The organism is Ancylobacter polymorphus (genome assembly GCF_022836935.1).
Lineage (GTDB): Bacteria > Pseudomonadota > Alphaproteobacteria > Rhizobiales > Xanthobacteraceae > Ancylobacter > Ancylobacter polymorphus_A.
This window is the reverse complement of sequence record NZ_CP083239.1, coordinates 297111-312834: the sequence shown is the minus strand read 5'-3', so window position 1 is coordinate 312834 and position 15724 is coordinate 297111. Positions and strand designations below refer to the sequence as shown.

The 15724-nt window shown below is 67.4% G+C and carries 15 protein-coding genes and 1 tRNA gene; 10 read left to right on the top strand and 6 right to left on the bottom strand.

Annotation, left to right across the window (positions count from 1 at the left end):
• Positions 1–66 precede the first annotated feature (66 nt).
• The 5 genes from lptB (at position 67) to K9D25_RS01365 (ending at position 4478) form a co-directional block, all read left to right on the top strand.
• On the top strand, positions 67–1059 hold the full coding sequence (gene lptB, locus K9D25_RS01385) for an LPS export ABC transporter ATP-binding protein (RefSeq protein ID WP_244378526.1): 993 nt from the start codon (positions 67–69) through the stop codon (positions 1057–1059).
• 54 nt (positions 1060–1113) lie between these two features.
• A complete protein-coding gene (gene rpoN, locus K9D25_RS01380) occupies positions 1114–2697 on the top strand; it encodes an RNA polymerase factor sigma-54 (protein WP_244378524.1) in 1584 nt (527 codons plus the stop codon).
• A gap of 194 nt (positions 2698–2891) precedes the next feature.
• Positions 2892–3497: a ribosome hibernation-promoting factor, HPF/YfiA family gene (gene hpf, locus K9D25_RS01375; protein ID WP_244378522.1), complete on the top strand. Its 606-nt coding sequence runs from the start codon at positions 2892–2894 to the stop codon at positions 3495–3497.
• Between the two features lie 91 nt (positions 3498–3588).
• A complete protein-coding gene (ptsN, locus tag K9D25_RS01370) occupies positions 3589–4050 on the top strand; it encodes a PTS IIA-like nitrogen regulatory protein PtsN (protein WP_244378520.1) in 462 nt (153 codons plus the stop codon).
• Positions 4051–4154: 104 nt separating this feature from the next.
• A complete protein-coding gene (locus tag K9D25_RS01365; protein WP_244378518.1) occupies positions 4155–4478 on the top strand; it encodes a helix-turn-helix domain-containing protein in 324 nt (107 codons plus the stop codon).
• A gap of 80 nt (positions 4479–4558) precedes the next feature.
• Here the strand turns inward: K9D25_RS01365 and K9D25_RS01360 are convergent, their stop codons facing one another.
• From K9D25_RS01360 to rpmH, 5 genes are all read right to left on the bottom strand, one after another.
• On the bottom strand, positions 4559–5632 hold the full coding sequence (locus K9D25_RS01360; protein WP_244378516.1) for an NAD(P)-dependent alcohol dehydrogenase: 1074 nt from the start codon (positions 5630–5632) through the stop codon (positions 4559–4561).
• Between the two features lie 125 nt (positions 5633–5757).
• On the bottom strand, positions 5758–6432 hold the full coding sequence (yihA, locus tag K9D25_RS01355; RefSeq protein ID WP_244378512.1) for a ribosome biogenesis GTP-binding protein YihA/YsxC: 675 nt from the start codon (positions 6430–6432) through the stop codon (positions 5758–5760).
• A gap of 16 nt (positions 6433–6448) precedes the next feature.
• Positions 6449–8260 (bottom strand): membrane protein insertase YidC, encoded by a 1812-nt coding sequence (gene yidC, locus K9D25_RS01350; protein WP_244378508.1) that lies wholly within the window; start codon positions 8258–8260, stop codon positions 6449–6451.
• On the bottom strand, positions 8257–8658 hold the full coding sequence (gene rnpA, locus K9D25_RS01345; RefSeq protein ID WP_244378506.1) for a ribonuclease P protein component: 402 nt from the start codon (positions 8656–8658) through the stop codon (positions 8257–8259). The genes yidC and rnpA overlap by 4 nt, the downstream gene beginning before the upstream one ends.
• A 65-nt stretch (positions 8659–8723) precedes the next feature.
• Entirely contained in the window at positions 8724–8858 is a 135-nt protein-coding gene (rpmH, locus tag K9D25_RS01340) for a 50S ribosomal protein L34 (protein ID WP_013165198.1), read from the bottom strand.
• 420 nt (positions 8859–9278) lie between these two features.
• Between rpmH and K9D25_RS01335 the strand changes: the two genes are divergently transcribed.
• From K9D25_RS01335 to K9D25_RS01315, 5 genes are all read left to right on the top strand, one after another.
• Positions 9279–10871: a sensor histidine kinase gene (locus K9D25_RS01335; protein WP_244378504.1), complete on the top strand. Its 1593-nt coding sequence runs from the start codon at positions 9279–9281 to the stop codon at positions 10869–10871.
• A gap of 76 nt (positions 10872–10947) precedes the next feature.
• Positions 10948–12249, top strand: coding sequence for a glycosyl hydrolase (locus tag K9D25_RS01330; protein WP_244378503.1), 1302 nt, complete (start codon positions 10948–10950; stop codon positions 12247–12249).
• 184 nt (positions 12250–12433) lie between these two features.
• Positions 12434–12510 (top strand) — tRNA-Arg (locus K9D25_RS01325).
• Between the two features lie 577 nt (positions 12511–13087).
• Complete coding sequence (locus tag K9D25_RS01320) at positions 13088–13228, top strand: hypothetical protein (protein ID WP_244378502.1); 141 nt, start codon at positions 13088–13090, stop codon at positions 13226–13228.
• A 114-nt stretch (positions 13229–13342) separates the two neighbouring features.
• Positions 13343–13645 carry a hypothetical protein gene (locus tag K9D25_RS01315; protein WP_244378501.1) on the top strand — a complete coding sequence of 101 codons (303 nt, stop codon included), beginning with the start codon at positions 13343–13345 and terminating at the stop codon, positions 13643–13645.
• A gap of 485 nt (positions 13646–14130) precedes the next feature.
• On the opposite strand, the gene K9D25_RS01310 is transcribed toward K9D25_RS01315, so the two are convergent.
• Positions 14131–15720, bottom strand: a complete 1590-nt coding sequence (locus K9D25_RS01310; protein ID WP_244378500.1) for a gamma-glutamyltransferase family protein — start codon at positions 15718–15720, stop codon at positions 14131–14133.
• Between the last annotated feature and the right edge of the window lie 4 nt (positions 15721–15724).

Sequence of the window (15724 nt, the reverse complement as noted above, 5' to 3'; positions counted from 1 at the left end):
GATTTGCCAGCGGCGTCCTGAACGTTTATCACCTTCCGGGTGGTGATTTCACCACGGAGGGTGCGCGTGGGTCTTTTCTCGACCATCGTCGGACGCGGCAAGTCAGCGTCGCAAGGTTCCGGTTCAGCGTCCGCGCCGGTGCGCGGTGTCGACGGCCACAGAGAAGCGGCGCCGGGCGCCGATGACATCGAGGCCCAGTTCCAGGCCGATTTCGAGGCGGCACTGGCGGCGGATTTGCGCCCGTCGCGCGAGGCGCCCGCCTCCGCCCGCGCCAGTGATCCCCGCCGCGCGCCGGCCGTCCCTGCGTCCCGTGCGCCAGAGGCGATCGCCGGCGAGCAGCGCATGCTCAACGCGGTCGGCCTCGCCAAGAGCTATGGCGGCCGGCAGGTGGTGCGCGGGGCGAGCCTGCATGTGCGGCGTGGCGAGGCGGTGGGCCTGCTGGGGCCGAACGGCGCCGGCAAGACCACCATCTTCTACATGATCACCGGGCTGGTGAAGGCCGATGCCGGCCGCATCGAACTCGACAGCTACGACGTGACCCACCTGCCCATGTACCGGCGTGCCCGCCTCGGCGTCGGGTATCTCCCGCAGGAAGCCTCGATCTTTCGCGGCCTGTCGGTCGAGAACAATATCCGCGCCGTGCTGGAAGTGGTGGAGCCGAACCGCCGCGAGCGCGAACGCCAGCTCGACGAACTGCTGGAAGAGTTCCGCGTCACCCATGTGCGCAAGTCACCCTCCATCGCCCTTTCCGGCGGCGAGCGGCGCCGCGTGGAAATTGCCCGTGCGCTGGCCTCGCGCCCGACCTTCATGCTGCTCGACGAGCCCTTCGCCGGCATCGACCCGATCGCGGTGGGCGACATTCAGGCGCTGGTGCGCCAGCTGACCGAGCGTGGCATCGGCGTGCTGATCACCGATCACAATGTGCGCGAGACGCTGGGCCTCATCGACCGTGCCTACATCATCCATTCCGGCACGGTGCTGATGGAAGGCTCGCCCGAGGAAATCGTGGCGAGCGAGGACGTCCGTCGCCTCTATCTCGGCGAGGAGTTCCGTCTGTAGCATGGACCGGGTCCCGCCCATCGCCCTTGCCGCCGCCCGTGGAGAGTGCGCGCCATGTCGCTAGGTCCGCGACTCGAATTCCGCCAGACCCAGTCGCTGGTAATGACGCCGCAGCTCATGCAGGCGATCAAGCTGCTGCAGCTCTCCAATCTCGATCTCGTGGCCTATGTCGAGGCGGAGCTGGAGCGCAACCCGCTGCTGGAACGCCAGGCCGAGCCTGAGGGTGAGCGCGCGGGGGAGGGCGAGGCGGACGCCGGGGCGGTGCGCGAGCGCACCAGCGACGCCGATCTCGATCCCCGGGCCGATCAGGTGCATGAGCGCGAGGAGCGCGTCTCCGACTGGCTGGAGGAGCGGCTGGAGACGAGCCGCAGTGCCATCGAGGATCGGCTCGATACCGGCATGGAGAACGTCTTCCCCGACGATAATGGCCGCGAGCCGGCGGCGCCGCTGCCGAGCGGCGAAGGCCCGACCTATTCGGAATGGACCGGCGCGGGCGGCGGCGGGGCGGATGGTGAGGGCTACAATCTCGAAGCCTTCGTTTCGGCCGAGACCTCGCTCGCCGACCATCTCGAAGCCCAGCTGGTGCTGGCGGTCAGCAACCCGGTGGAGCGCCTCATCGGCCACAACCTCATCGATCTCATCGACGAGGCCGGTTATCTCTCCGCCGACCTCGCCAGCGTGGCCGAGCGGCTCGGCGCACCGCTCGCGGCCGTGGAGAAGGTGCTGGCGGTGATCCAGGCCTTCGACCCGCCGGGCATCGGCGCGCGATCGCTGGCCGAATGCCTCGCCATCCAGCTGCGCGAGCGTAACCGCTACGATCCCTGCATGGCGGCGCTGCTCGCCCATCTCGAACTGCTGGCCCGGCGCGAATTCAACACGCTGAAGCGGGTCTGCGGCGTCGATGACGAGGACCTCGCCGAAATGGTCGGCGAGATTCGCCGGCTGAACCCCAAGCCCGGCCTCGCCTTCGGTTCCGGCATTCTCCAGCCGGTGGTGCCCGACGTGTTCGTGCGCGGCAGCGCCGACAACTGGCTGGTGGAGCTCAATTCGGAGACGCTGCCGCGGGTGCTGGTCAACCAGGCCTATTATTCCCGGGTGCAGAAGATCACCCGCAACGAGCGCGAAAAGGCCTTTCTCTCCGATTGCATGCAGACGGCGACCTGGCTCACCCGCTCGCTCGACCAGCGCGCCCGCACCATCCTCAAGGTGGCGACCGAGATCGTCCGGCAGCAGGATGCGTTCCTCACCCTCGGCGTCCAGCATCTGCGCCCGCTGAACCTGCGCATGGTGGCCGATGCCATCGGCATGCACGAATCCACGGTCTCGCGCGTCACCTCTAACAAATACATGGCGACGCCGCGCGGAATCTTCGAGATGAAGTATTTCTTCTCGTCGTCTATTTCATCTTCCGACGGTGGCGAGGCGCATTCCGCGGAATCGGTGCGCTTCCGCATCAAGCAGATGATCGAGGCGGAGAGCCCGGACGACGTGCTTTCCGACGACACGCTGGTGCAGCGCCTGCGCGAGGCGGGGATCGACATCGCCCGCCGTACGGTGGCAAAATACCGTGAAGCCATGCGCATTCCCTCGTCCGTCCAGCGCCGGCGCGAGAAACAGGCGGCGGCGGCCGGAGGCTGACGAGGGCGCTCTCGAGGCGTGCAGGACGGCTTCACACAAGCTTCACACACGCTGTCCACCGCTTCTCGTTGACACTTTCCTTTCCGGCTCATACCTCTTAGTGGCACCGGCCGGGCATGTTAGGGAGTTCGGGCAGGGCGAGGGGCGAATTCGCGAACGCTTCCCGACCCGCCCCAGCAGAAGGACGAGTCACGATGCCGCTGCGGGTTTCAGGAAAAAATCTCGACGTGGGCGAGGCTCTCAGGCAGCGCGTTTCCGATCGCGTCGCCGGGGCGATGGACAAGTACTTCGACGGTGGCTGGTCCGGCCACGTCACGGTCGCCCGCGAGGGCTCCGGCTATCGCGCGGATTGCGCGCTGCATCTCGACAGCGGGACAGTGCTGCAGGCCCATGCCGATGCGCAGGACCCCTATGCCAGCGCCGACGCCGCCGTGGAGCGGATCGAGACGCGGCTCCGCCGCTACAAGAGCCGGGTCAAGCGCCGCGCCGCCAATGGCGAGAATGCCGCCGAGCCCGCCGCTGCCGGCGAGACCGTGCCGCTCACCGTGTTCTCCGCCCCCGACCATGAGGACGCCGAGCCGACGGAAGGCTGGTGCCCGACCGTGGTGGCCGAGGCGACCGCGACGCTGCCGCGTCTCTCGGTGAGCAACGCGGTTCTCGAACTCGACTTCACCGGCGCCACCGCCCTGGTGTTCCGCCATGCCGGTCACGGCCGTATCAACGTCGTCTACCGGCGCGGGGACGGGCATGTCGGCTGGGTGGACCCGCCGGCCAGCGCCCAGGCGGAAGACGTCCATTGATCCCCCGACCTCATGGGAAGCGCGCGGCCGCTGCGGCGGTTCGCGCGCTTCGTCTCGCCCCGACCCGGATCGCCACGCCGCGGATCGTTTCATGGCTCTGATCGACATTCTGTCACCGTCCGCGGTGTTTCCGACCCTCAAGGTTGGCAGCAAGAAACAGGCCCTGCAGGAGCTTTCCGCCCATGCGGCGACGCTGCTGAAGCGGGACGAGCGCGAGATTTTCGAGACGCTGAACCAGCGCGAGCGCCTCGGCTCCACCGGCGTCGGCAATGGCATCGCCATTCCGCACGGCAAGCTGGCGAAGATGGACCGGCTGTTCGGCATGTTCGCGCGGCTGGAGCGGCCGATTGACTTCGAATCGCTCGATGGCGAGCCGGTCGACCTCATCTTCCTGCTGCTGGCACCGGAATCGGCGGGCGCCGATCATCTCAAGGCGCTGGCGCGGGTGGCGCGGCTGCTGCGCGACCCCGAGGTGGCGCGCAAGCTACGCCAGTGCCGCGACGCGCAGGCGATCCACGCCCTGCTCACCGGTGCCCCAGCCGACGCGGTGTGACACCGCTCCCGAGGCGCCCGGGCGGTGCCGCCTGAGGCGGGTGACATCGACGCCCGCCGCCCTATCTCGTCAGGGTCAGACCCCGTTCGTTCAGGAGGCCCGCCATGCCCGAAACCCTTCCCGCCAACCTCGCCCTTTCCGCCGGCCAGTGCCGGGCGGCGCGCGCCCTTCTGGGCTGGAGCGCCGCGGAACTGGCGCAAAAGGCGCGGGTGACGGCGGAGTGGCTGGAGCGGTTCGAGCGCGGGGGCGAGGCGGTCGACGATTTCGACCCCTCGGAAGCCGAGCGCGTGTTGCGCGCCTTGGAAGAGGGGGGCGTGGAACTTCTCGCCCCCGGCCAGGCCAGCAGCGGCGGTGGCGCGGGCCTGCGCATCCGCCAGCAGGGCGGCTATATCCCCGCCAATCGGCTCAGTTCCGCCAATGATGGCTGACGCCGCCGCGCGTCGTCCCGGACGGCTCTGAAGGCCGTTCCGGGAGCGTTCGCAGTGCGCCGCAGGGACGGTGGAGACCGTTACGGCGTAATAGCCACTTTCAGCACGCCGTCGCGCTGATGCGAGAACAGGTCGTAGGCGGCCTCGATATCGTCCAGCTTGAAGCGATGCGTGACCAGCGGTTTCAGGTCCACCCGGCCGGAGGCGATCACGTCGATCAGCCGGCGCATGCGCTCCTTGCCGCCGGGGCAGAGCGTGGTGACGATCTTGTTGTCACCGAGGCCGGCGGAGAAGGCGCCGAGCGGGATCTTGAGATCGGTGGAATAGACGCCGAGCGAAGAGAGCGTCCCGCCGGGGCGCAGCACTTTCAGCGCGCTTTCGAATGTGTGCTGGGTGCCCAGCGCCTCGATGGCGACATCGACCCCGCGCCCGTCGGTCAGCGCCAGAATCTGCTCGACCACGTCGCCCTGCTTGAAGTCCACCACGTCGCTGCAGCCGAGCTGCCGGGCGATGGCGAGGCGCTCCGGCACGGTGTCGACGCCGATGATGCGGGTGGCGCCCTTCAGCTTGGCGCCGGCGACGGCGCACAGGCCGATGGGGCCGAGCGCGAACACCGCGACGATGTCGCCGATCTGCACCGCGCCGCTTTCCGCGCCGGAGAAGCCCGTGGACATGATGTCCGGGCACATCAGCACTTCTTCGTCGGTCAGCGCGTCCGGCACCGGGGCGAGATTGGCGAGGGCATCGGGCACCAGCACATATTCCGCCTGGGTACCGTCGATGGTGTTGCCGAATTTCCAGCCGCCCATGGGCTTGAAGCCGTGCTTCATGCCGGGGCCGTCCTGCGAGCCGCAGCCGCACAGGCAGGCATAGGAATGGCCTGAGGGGGTGATGGCGCCGGCAATGACGCGCTGGCCTTCGCTGTAGCCGGTCACGGCCGAGCCGAGCTTCTCGATCACGCCCACCGGCTCATGGCCGATGGTGAGGCCCTTGGCGACGGGATACTCGCCCTTGAGGATGTGCACATCGGTGCCGCAGATGGTGGTGGTGGTGACGCGCACCAGCGCGTCAAGCGGCCCGACATCGGGAATCGGCTTCTCGTCGAGAACGATTCGGCCGGGCTCGACGAAGATGGCGGCTTTCATCTTGGGCATCGGACTCTCCTGCGGTTAACGCGCGCGACCTTCGCGCGCCCGACAGGGGCCGGCCATGACAGGGGTCAAAAGCCGGCGATCAAACCCTGCTGGGGCGTTAACGCGCCAACCCGCAGGAAGATGCCTCAGCGCACGCCGCGCTCGGCCATCAGCCGGATCACCGCCGCGCGCAACTCGCCAATGCCGCTGCCATCGCGGCTGGAGGTGGGAAAGACGAGCGGGAACGCCGCCGGACGCCGGGCGAGACCCGCCTGCGTCTCCTCGACCCGCTGGGCGAGTTCCGCCGGTTTCAGCTGGTCGGCCTTGGTGAGTACCACGGCATAGGAGACGGCCGCCTTGTCGAGCCCGTCCAGCACGTCGCGGTCGATCGGCTTCAGCCCATGGCGGGAATCGATCAGCACGAAGACGCGGGCGAGGTTGGCGCGCCCGCGCAAGTAAGCGTGGACGGTGGCGGTCCAGGCGTCGACCTTGTCCTTCGGCGCCTTGGCGAAGCCATAGCCGGGCATGTCGACCAGGGTGAGGTCCGGGCCGAGACCGAAGAAGATCAGCTCCTGTGTGCGGCCCGGCGTCACCGAGGTGCGGGCCAGCGCCTTGCGCCCGGTCAGCGCGTTGACGAGGCTCGACTTGCCGACATTGGAGCGGCCGGCCAACGCGATTTCGATCGAACGCATGGGCGGCAGCGTGGCGATGGTCGGTGCCGCCGAGAGGAAGGTCCACTCGCCGGCGAAGAGGCGTCGCCCGGCCTCGATCTCGTCGGGCGTGAAGGCCGACGCGGCGGACGTGTCGTCGGCCTGTTCCATGGTGTGCGCGCCTTCCTCAGCCGGCCTTTGGCTTCTTCTTGCGGACGAAGGTGCTCTTCACATTGTCCCACAATTCGATCTTCACGCCGTTCTTGCGCATGATGATCGACTGCTGGATCACCGACAGGGTGTTGTTCCACGCCCAGTAGATGACGAGACCGGAGGCGAAGGAGGCCAGCATGAAGGTGAAGACCAGCGGCATCCAGTCGAAGATCATCTTCTGCGTCGGGTCCGGCGGGGCCGGGTTGAGCTTCATCTGCGCCCACATCGTGCAGCCCATGATGATCGGCCAGATGCCGAGCATGAGGAAGTGGCCGATGACGGGAACCGAACCCGGATCCCAGGGGATGAGGCCGAACAGGTTGAAGATGGTCGTCGGGTCGGGCGCCGAGAGGTCGCGGATCCAGCCGAAGAACGGCGCGTGCCGCATTTCGATGGTGACGAACAGCACCTTGTAGAGGGCGAAGAAGACGGGGATCTGGATCAGGATCGGAAGGCAGCCCGCGACCGGGTTGATCTTCTCCTTCTTGTAGATCTCCATCATCTCCTGCTGGAGCTTGACGCGGTCGTCGCCATAGCGCTCGCGCAGGGCCTGGATCTCCGGCTGCACCGCCTTCATCTTCGCCATCGAGGCATAGCTCTTATTGGCGAGCGGGAGGAAGATGGCCTTGAGCAGCACGGTGACGACGAGGATGGCGACGCCGAAATTGCCGACGAAGCGGTAAATCCAGTCGATGACCAGGAACAGCGGCTTGGTGATGAAATAGAACCAGCCCCAGTCGATCAGCAGGTCGAAGCGGTCGATATTGTACTGCTGCTGATAGCCGTCGACGAGCTGCACTACCTTGGCGCCGGCGAACAGGCGGCCATCGGTAGAGGCCTTAGCGCCGGGCGCCACGGTGACGGCGTCGCCGAGGAAGTCGGTCTGATAGGTCAGGTCGTTTCCGGACTGCGCGGCGGAGAAGCGCGCCTGCACCTTTTCCTGCGCGCCGGGAATGACGGTGGCGGCCCAGTACTTGTCGGTGATGCCGAGCCAGCCGCCGACGGAGGGGAAAGTCTCGGCCTTCTTCTCGGCGATGTCCTTGTACTTGATCTCGTGCAGGCCGCCTTCCGAGGTCACCCCGATCAGGCCCTCATGCAGGATGTAGTAACCGAGCGTATGCGGGGTGCCGTGGCGCGAGACCAGCGCATAGGGATGCAGCGCCACCGGATTGGCGGTGGCGTTGTCCACCTCGTCCAGCACATGGAACATGTAGTTGGCGTCAATGGTCAGGGTGCGGCGGAAGGTGAGGCCGGCGCCATTGTCCCAGGTGAGGACCAGCGGCGTCTCCGGCGTCAGGCGCGCGCCTTCCGGCGCGGTCCACACCGTGTCGGCGGCGGGCACTGCGACGGTGGAGCCGGCGCCCGGCACCCAGCCGAATTCGGCATAGAACGGGTTGGGCCCGCCCGAGGGCGAGAGCAGCACGATGATCGGGCTGCTCTTGTCGACCGTCTCGTGATAGCCCTTGAGCGACAGATCGTCGATCCGGCCGCCCTTCAGCGCCACCGAGCCGATGACGCTCGGCGTCTCGATGGCGACGCGCGGCGAGCGCGCCAGCGCTTCCGCCCGGCTCAGCGCACGCGGCGGCGTCGCCGTCGGGGCGGGAGCGGCGGTGCCGGGGGCAGGGGCCTGCGAGCCGGCCGCGCCGGGGGCCTGCTGGGCCGCCTGCTGCTGGGCCTGCTGGCGCTGCTGCTCCATCTGCGGCACGCCGGAGAAGAACTGCCAGGCAATGAGCACCGCCATCGACATGACGATGGCGAGGATCATGTTGCGGTTTTCGGACGTCATGGCAGGGGCTCTCCGTCGGCGCGCGGCGGGCGTTGCGCGGCATCGGCGCGCGCAGGCTTGGGCGGGCGCCGGCTTCCTGAGTGAAGGCGGGCGATACCCCGCTCTATATCGTGGATAAGGGCACTGAACGGTGTGCCGAGCGCGGCGCGCCGGGCAACGATCACATAGTCGAAACCGTCCTGGCCAGCGCGTGGCAAGGCGTCGCGGACCGCCGCGCGCAGGCGGCGGCGGATGCGGTTTCGTTCGACGGCATTGCCGTGCTTCTTGGTGACGGTGAGCCCGATACGGGCCGGCGCCTGGTCGGCGCGATCGCGGCCCTGAAGCAGGAGCGGGCCGGAATTGGCGCGCAGCGCGGACGCTGCGGCCAGGAAGTCCTTGCGCTTGACGAGCCGGTCCATGGTAGGGCGCCGATCCTCATGCAACAGAGGGGCGCGCCCCAGCCATGTGGGGTCGAAAAGCTCGGTCAGGCCGACAGGCGCTTACGGCCATGGGCCCGGCGCGCATTGATGATCTTGCGGCCGTTGCGGGTCGCCATGCGCGCACGGAAGCCGTGCCGGCGGGCGCGCACGAGCTTGCTCGGTTGATAAGTGCGCTTCACGGTTGTCTCTCCGCTTGTTCGATCTGCCGCCCTTCCGCCGGACGTTTCCCTTTCCGGCGCGCCACGGAACCAGCCGAGGCGAAGAAGCGCAGATGCAGGAGACTTCCAACGGCGGGTAGCCGTGGGTTGGGCGGCTTATAGGGGGCGCTCCGGCCCGAGTCAATGCGCCAATGCCACGGGAGCCCGCCAATCCACGGGCCGCGCGACAGCCGCTCCTCAGCCTGCGGGCTTGGCGGCCTCTGGCAACCGCGCCCCGCGACCTTACATGAATGTGATCGGTTGCGGCAGGGGGAGCCGGGGAGGGGTCAGGGATGCTCTTTCCTGATCCGCCGTCGTTTCCGCGCCGTAATCCTTTCGTCCGATGCAGCGCATTCGCGGATCGAACACCGTGATGTGAAGGCGGAAAGAGCACTGTTGGGCATGACGAAGCACTCGCAAGCCGGGACCGATGGCGTCGCCGTGCCCGCCATGCCGGCGGGCGAGGCCGCGCGGCCGGAAGGCCGGCGCCTCGCGCGCGGGGCCGCAGAGATTCGCGCCTCGGGCGGCCGCGCCTCGTCGGGATCGGATGCGCGCCGCGGTTTTCATCTCGGCCTTTCCGGCAAGCTGCTGGCCTTCACCCTCGCCTTCGTGCTGCTGGCGGAAGTGCTGATTCTGGTGCCGGCGGTCGCTGCCTTCCGGCTCAACTGGCTGTCCGACCGGCTGGCCTCCGCCCGCACCGCCGCGCTGGTGCTCGACGCCGCCCCGGACGGCATGATCTCGCCGCAACTAACGCAGGAACTGCTGCGCAGCGTCGGCGCCATCACCGTGGCGCTCAAGCGCGACGACACGCGCCGGCTGCTCGCCTCCTCCGACATGCCGCCGGAAGTCGACCATCATGCGGATGTGCGCGATGTCGGCCCGGTGCAGGCGGTGCGCGAAGCCTTCGACACGCTGCTGGCGCCGGATGGGCGCATCATCCGCGCCGTCGGCACGCCGCCGCGCGGCGATGGTTTCGTCGAGATCGTCATCAGCGAAACGCCGCTGCGCAAGGCGATGCTGCGCTTCACCGGCAATGTGCTTCTGGTGTCGCTGGTCATCGCCGCGCTGACCGGCGCGCTGGTCTATCTCGGTCTCGCCTGGATGTTCGTGCGGCCGATGCGCCGGCTTACCCAGCGCATGGTCGCTTTCCGCCTCAACCCGGCCCTGCCGGTGCTGGAGCGCGACGACGACCGCCGCATGGACGAGATCGGCCAGGCCGAGCGCGAGCTCACCACCATGCAGCGCCAGATCGCCGAGACGCTGCAGCAGAAGAACCATCTCGCCGCGCTTGGCCTTGCCGTGTCGAAGATCAATCACGACCTGCGCAATCTGCTGGCCTCGGTGCAGCTGATTTCCGACCGCCTCGCCGACATACGCGACCCGGCGGTGCAGCGATTCGCCCCCAAGCTGGAAGCGGCGCTGGACCGCGCCATTGCCTATTGCGAGCACACGCTCGCCTATGGCAAGGCGCAGGAACCGCCGCCGGAGCGGCGCATGGTGGCGCTGGGCCCGCTGGTGGCCGAAGTGCGCGATACGCTCGGCCTCGGCGTGGGCGAGGACGGCACCGGCATCGGCTTCGTCGAATCGATCGACCGCGATCTCACGGTCGATGCCGATCCCGACCAGCTGTTCCGGGTGCTGCTCAATCTCTGCCGCAATGCGGTGGAAGCGCTGCGCGGCCGCGCGCCCAACGATGTCGCCCGCGACCAGATCCGCATCACCGGCCGGCGCGAGGGTGCCATCGTCATCATCGAGGTTGCCGATACCGGCCCCGGCGTGCCGGAGCGGGCGCGGGCGCATCTGTTCGAGGCGTTCCAGGGCTCGGTCAGCCGGGGCGGCACCGGGCTCGGCCTCGCCATCGCCGCCGAGCTGATGCAGGCCCATGGCGGCGATCTGCAACTGGTCCCCGGCACCATCGGCGCTACCTTCCAGTTGCGGGTGCCCGACCGGCCAGTCGATCTCGACGCCCATCGGGCGCTGCGCGCCTTCGGCTGAGGCGGGGGCGACGCACCCCGATTCTGCGAAAGGACGCGATGTGAACCGACGCCATCCTCACTCCCTGCAACGTGGCGTGAGCCGCCGGACGGTGCTTGCCGGGCTGGCCGTCTCGCTGCCCTTGGTGGCGGGCTCCGGTGCCCCGGCGCAGCCCAATCTCGCCACGCCGGTGATTCCCGGCACGCCGGGGGCGAAGCCCGCGCAGGTGACGGTGGAGGGGCGGAACATCCTCGTCGACGGCCAGCCCTTCCTCGTGCGTGGCGTCGCCGGCGACGGGCCGCTGGCGCTGCTGCCCGGCCTCGGCGCCACCACGGTACGCAGCTATGGCGAGGACCCCGGCCCGCTGCTCGACGCGGCCGGCACGCTGGGGCTGAAGGTGATTGCCGGCCTGTGGGTCGGCCAGCCGCGCCAGGGCGCCGATTATGCCGACGCAAGCTTCCGCGCCCGCCAGCTCGCCGAGCTGGAAGCTATGGTGACCAAGTATCGCGACCATCCCGCGCTGCTGATGTGGGGCATCGGCAATGAGGTGGAGGTCGACCTTGCCGATGATTCGGCGGTGTGGCCGGTGATCGAGGAGGTGGCCGCGATGGTCGCCCGCGTCGATCCCGCCCATCCTCCGCTCGCCGTGCTGGCGGAAACCGGTACCGACAAGGTGGAGAAGCTGCGCAAGGCGCCCAGCATCAGGGTGCTCGGCCTCAATTCCTATGGCGATGCCCTCTATTCCGTGGCCGAGCGGGCGCGCAAGCAGGGCTGGGAGGGGCCGATCATCATCACCGAGCTGGGCGCGCTCGGCCAGTGGCAGGCGGCGCATGCGCCCTGGGGCGCGCCCTTCGAGCCGAGCTCGACCCAGAAGGCGATCCAGCTGCGCCGCTATCTCGCCGCGCTGGACGAGCAGGGGGCGGGCGCCATTCTCTTCCTCTGGGGCCAGAAGCAGGAGGTGACGCCGAGCTGGCACAGCCTGCTGCTGCCGGACGGGGTGTGGCTGGAAGCGGCGGAGGCCATGGCGCAGGCCTGGGGCGGTCAGTCGCCGGGCGTCAATCAGGCGCCGCGCATTGCCTCGCTGCGGGTGGCGGGCGAACCGAGCGCGCCTTTCGGCCGTTGGCGCGCGGACGAGGAAGGCGCCTTCACCCTCGACGCCGTCGAACCCGATGGCGACCTGATGGAGGTGCGCTGGTTCGTCATGGCCGAAAGCGCCGATCGCGGCATTGGCGGCGATGCCGAACAGGTGCCGCCCCTCTTCCCCGAGGCGGTGCGCCAGAGCGGACCCAGTGGCGCCCGCGTCTCCGGCCTCACACCGGGTCGTTACCGGATCTTCGTGGAACTGCGTGATGGCAAGGGCGCCGGCGCCACCGCCAACATGCCGTTCGAGGTGCGGTGAGGCGGGCTCTTCCGGGGACTTGGACCGCCGCCGACGGAACGTTCGGCCTGTGGATAGCTTCGTTCCGCGTCGCTGGCGCTTGCAATGCCCGCGCAAACGGGGTAGCAGACGGGCCCTCGCGGTTGGCCAACCACTTCGGTGTCCACCGGCCGCGAACAGGTTTCCCGCTCCGGCGGAAAGCCGGGCGCCCGTAGCTCAGCTGGATAGAGCACCAGACTACGAATCTGGGGGTCAGAGGTTCGAATCCTTTCGGGCGCGCCATTATTTTCAAGGACTTAGCTGGATTTCACCGCTCTAAAGCGCTCTGCCGAAGCGGTTTTTGAAACGGCTTTCGAGTGGGATCATTCCCGGGATTCCCAATCCACACATAGGGCCATCGATCCGATTCGAGCCTGGCGTGAAGCCGAGGTTTAATCCCGGAGATTGACTGTGCTTCATCGTTACTTGATTACCATTTCTTCAAATGGGAATAGCTCGCCCCTGAATTTGGGGTGCGGAGTAACGGCAAGCAGCTAAAGCGAAGCTGAGGCTATGATTCGAGATTTAATTTCGCGCCTTTCGGCGAGCGAGAATTTTCAAGCATACAGAAAGATATAGACGTCAAAACTCTCGAAGCTGACCATCTGTTTACAACCATTGGCAATCCAGCTGTCCGAGGGGTTTGGTTTCCGGTCATCTGACATCACTTTTCTGATATCAAACCAAACCGAAGCTCCTTGGCATCCGCGATAGGGTACTAGGCCAAGGCGCTACTCTGTGAATAAGCCATACCATCGGGACCTGCGCTGCGCCCGCCCCCGACAAGGTTACGCTCACGGTCACCGGCGACATTGAGCGAGTGACATCTTATATCTACGAGGGCGCGCCGGCAGCGTGGACGGCGGAGACCTTCTGGCGGCTCGACGTTCATGCCGACGCGCAGCTGGTGATGCCGGATGCCGGCGGGGCAACCGTGCCGGTGTTGAATGCCAGGGAGTGAGCGGTTTTAACGTGAACAACGGTGCTGGCTATAAAGATCAGCCGACAAATCGCTTCATGATAAAGGGTGATTCGCGGCCGAGTGTTGTTCCAGTCAGCTCCGGGAGCAGGTCCGATGATTGACAAAAAACTGCTGGAAGAATTAAATGGTATGCACGTCAACCTTAACCAGGCTACGTTGGGATTAAATAATAATTTTAGAATGGTTGCTTTTTCTAAGGTGGGTGATCGTTGGTTGTTTAAATTTTATCTAGAGCATGATAACCCGGCAGATAGAGAAGAAGTGGATGATATAGTCGATCAGATTGAGGCGATCGAGTGGCCTGATTTTAAGGCAGACGTAGAAGTAATTGTCGGGAAGGAGCCGATACCGTGGCCAACTGACGATGCCCGTGTTGTTGTTCGTAGGCGAGAATGATAGAATGTTTATCTATGTGTTTTCATGGCTGAGTGCGTATGCTGGCGCTTGGTGGTCTCAATTAGCCCGTCTCGTTGAACCGCTTCGCAGCCGCCACCCAAAAGCTACCTAAGGTCACCTAGCTCTTGTCGAAGCCCAGCCGCGGGCGAGAGGTGTTCAGCCTATTCTCGTCATCCGAACGCAGGCTGGGAAACAGATGCCTCCTGCGAAGGAGAGGGGTTAAATTGATGGCGCGAGCGATCAATTCGGTCGAGGCAGGATAGCAACGCGCCAAGAGCTAGATCGGCTAAACTAAACTGCGCGCATGCGGGACATCGCTAATCGGGCGGCAGGGGTCCACTGCAACACCGCCGTTGTCGCCTCCGGAGGACATGCGCCTTTGTCCGCCGCCAGCGCCAGGCTGACGCGGCATCAACCTCACCCGCCTGCTCGAAGCGGACGATCCCCTGAACCAGCAGGCGCCCGCTTGATGGGCTTCCGACCGGTCAAAAACCCATCGCGACGCCATCACTGCGGGGGTCTCCCGCGCCTTCGAGCGTGGCGTCAGGGCGGCGGACGATGGCGCCGGCATGACCCATCATCGCGTCAAAGGCGGGCACCATCTCCACATCGTGCCCGGCGGCGCGCAGGGCGGCGATGAGGTCCGGCGGGAAGCGATCCTCTAGCTTCAGCGTCACGGTTTCTGCCCCCCAGGTCCGGCCGAGCAGCCAGCGCGGCGCGGTGATCGCCGCCTGAAGTTCCTGGCCGAACAGGCCGTAGCGCGAGAACAGCGCTCCTTGCGTCTGCGGCTGTCCCTCGCCGCCCATCGTGCCATAGACCATGTGCCGGCCATCGGCGAAGCTCGCCATGGCGGGGTTCAGCGTGTGGAAGGGCTTGCGGCCCGGGGCGAGCAGGCGCGGCCCGTCTCCCGCAAGGGCGAAGCTCGAACCGCGATTCTGCCAGACGATGCCGGTCTGCGGCAGCACCACGCCGGAGCCGAATTCGAAATAGATGCTCTGGATGAAGCTGGCGGCGAGGCCGTCGCGGTCGATGGCGCCCAGCCACACCGTATCGCCGGCGGAAGGCGGCGCCGGCCAGGGCAGCGCCCGCGCCGGGTCGATGCGCCGCGCGAGGCGTTCGAGAACGCCGTCGGCAAGAAAAGCGCGCGGATCCTCGCTCATCGTGCCGGGGTCGCCGACGACGCGGTCGCGCACGAGGAACGCCTGCTTGGTCGCCTCGATGAGCCCGTGGAGATGGGCGAAGCCCTCCGCGTCCCGCACGCCGAGCCGGCTGAAAATGCCGAGGATCATCAGCGAGGCCAGCCCCTGAGTGGGCGGCGGGAAGTTGAACAGCCGGACGCCCGGCAGGTCGACCTGCAGCGGCTCCACCCGGCTGGCGCGGCAGGCGGCGAGGTCGTCCGCCGTCACCGGCGTTCCGGCAGCGGCGAGATCATGGGCGATGTCGCGGGCGAGCGGGCCGCGATAGAAGCTCTCCGTGCCCTCGCGGCCGAGCCGCTCCAGCGTCTGCGCCAGGGCCGGCAGCGTCATCGTCGCGCCGGTGGCCGGGGCGGCGCCGTCCGTGAGGAACACGTCGGCGAAACCCGACACGTCAGCAAGTTCCGGCAGCTTGGCGGCGGTGAGCTGGCTCTGGCTGGCGGTCACGGCAAAGCCGTTTCGGGCGTGCCAGACCGCGTCTTCCAGAAGGCGGGCGAGCGGCAGACGTCCGCCGCGCTCAGTGCTCAGCCTCAAGGCCTCGCCCCAGCCCGCAACGGTCCCGGCCGTCGTGTTGGCCGCCAGAGGGCCGCGCGGCGGGATCGTCGTCAGGCCCGCCTGCGCATAAAGCTCCGGCGTCGCCGCGGCGGCGGCGCGGCTGCAGGCATCGATGCCGACCGGGGTTTCGCCCGGCGCGCCGATCAGCCAGAAGCCATCGCCGCCGATCGCTGTCATATGCGGGTAGACGACCGCCAGCGTGGCAGCCATGGCCACCGTGGCTTCGATGGCATTGCCGCCCTCGCGCAGAACGCGCAGCCCCGCCTCGCTCGCCAGATGATGCGGCGAGGTCACCATGCCCCGACGGGCACGAACCGTGTTTAGCATGTCA

Excerpts from the sequence above, each read along its gene's own strand:
- ptsN (WP_244378520.1), top strand. The coding sequence starts at position 3,589 with ATGGCTCTGATCGACATTCTGTCACCGTCCGCGGTGTTTCCGACCCTC.
- hpf (WP_244378522.1), top strand. The coding sequence starts at position 2,892 with ATGCCGCTGCGGGTTTCAGGAAAAAATCTCGACGTGGGCGAGGCTCTC.
- rpoN (WP_244378524.1), top strand. The coding sequence starts at position 1,114 with ATGTCGCTAGGTCCGCGACTCGAATTCCGCCAGACCCAGTCGCTGGTA.
- K9D25_RS01315 (WP_244378501.1), top strand. The coding sequence starts at position 13,343 with ATGATTGACAAAAAACTGCTGGAAGAATTAAATGGTATGCACGTCAAC.
- K9D25_RS01335 (WP_244378504.1), top strand. The coding sequence starts at position 9,279 with ATGACGAAGCACTCGCAAGCCGGGACCGATGGCGTCGCCGTGCCCGCC.
- K9D25_RS01365 (WP_244378518.1), top strand. The coding sequence starts at position 4,155 with ATGCCCGAAACCCTTCCCGCCAACCTCGCCCTTTCCGCCGGCCAGTGC.
- K9D25_RS01360 (WP_244378516.1), bottom strand. The coding sequence starts at position 5,632 with ATGCCCAAGATGAAAGCCGCCATCTTCGTCGAGCCCGGCCGAATCGTT.
- yidC (WP_244378508.1), bottom strand. The coding sequence starts at position 8,260 with ATGACGTCCGAAAACCGCAACATGATCCTCGCCATCGTCATGTCGATG.
- K9D25_RS01310 (WP_244378500.1), bottom strand. The coding sequence starts at position 15,720 with ATGCTAAACACGGTTCGTGCCCGTCGGGGCATGGTGACCTCGCCGCAT.
- rnpA (WP_244378506.1), bottom strand. The coding sequence starts at position 8,658 with ATGGACCGGCTCGTCAAGCGCAAGGACTTCCTGGCCGCAGCGTCCGCG.
- yihA (WP_244378512.1), bottom strand. The coding sequence starts at position 6,432 with ATGGAACAGGCCGACGACACGTCCGCCGCGTCGGCCTTCACGCCCGAC.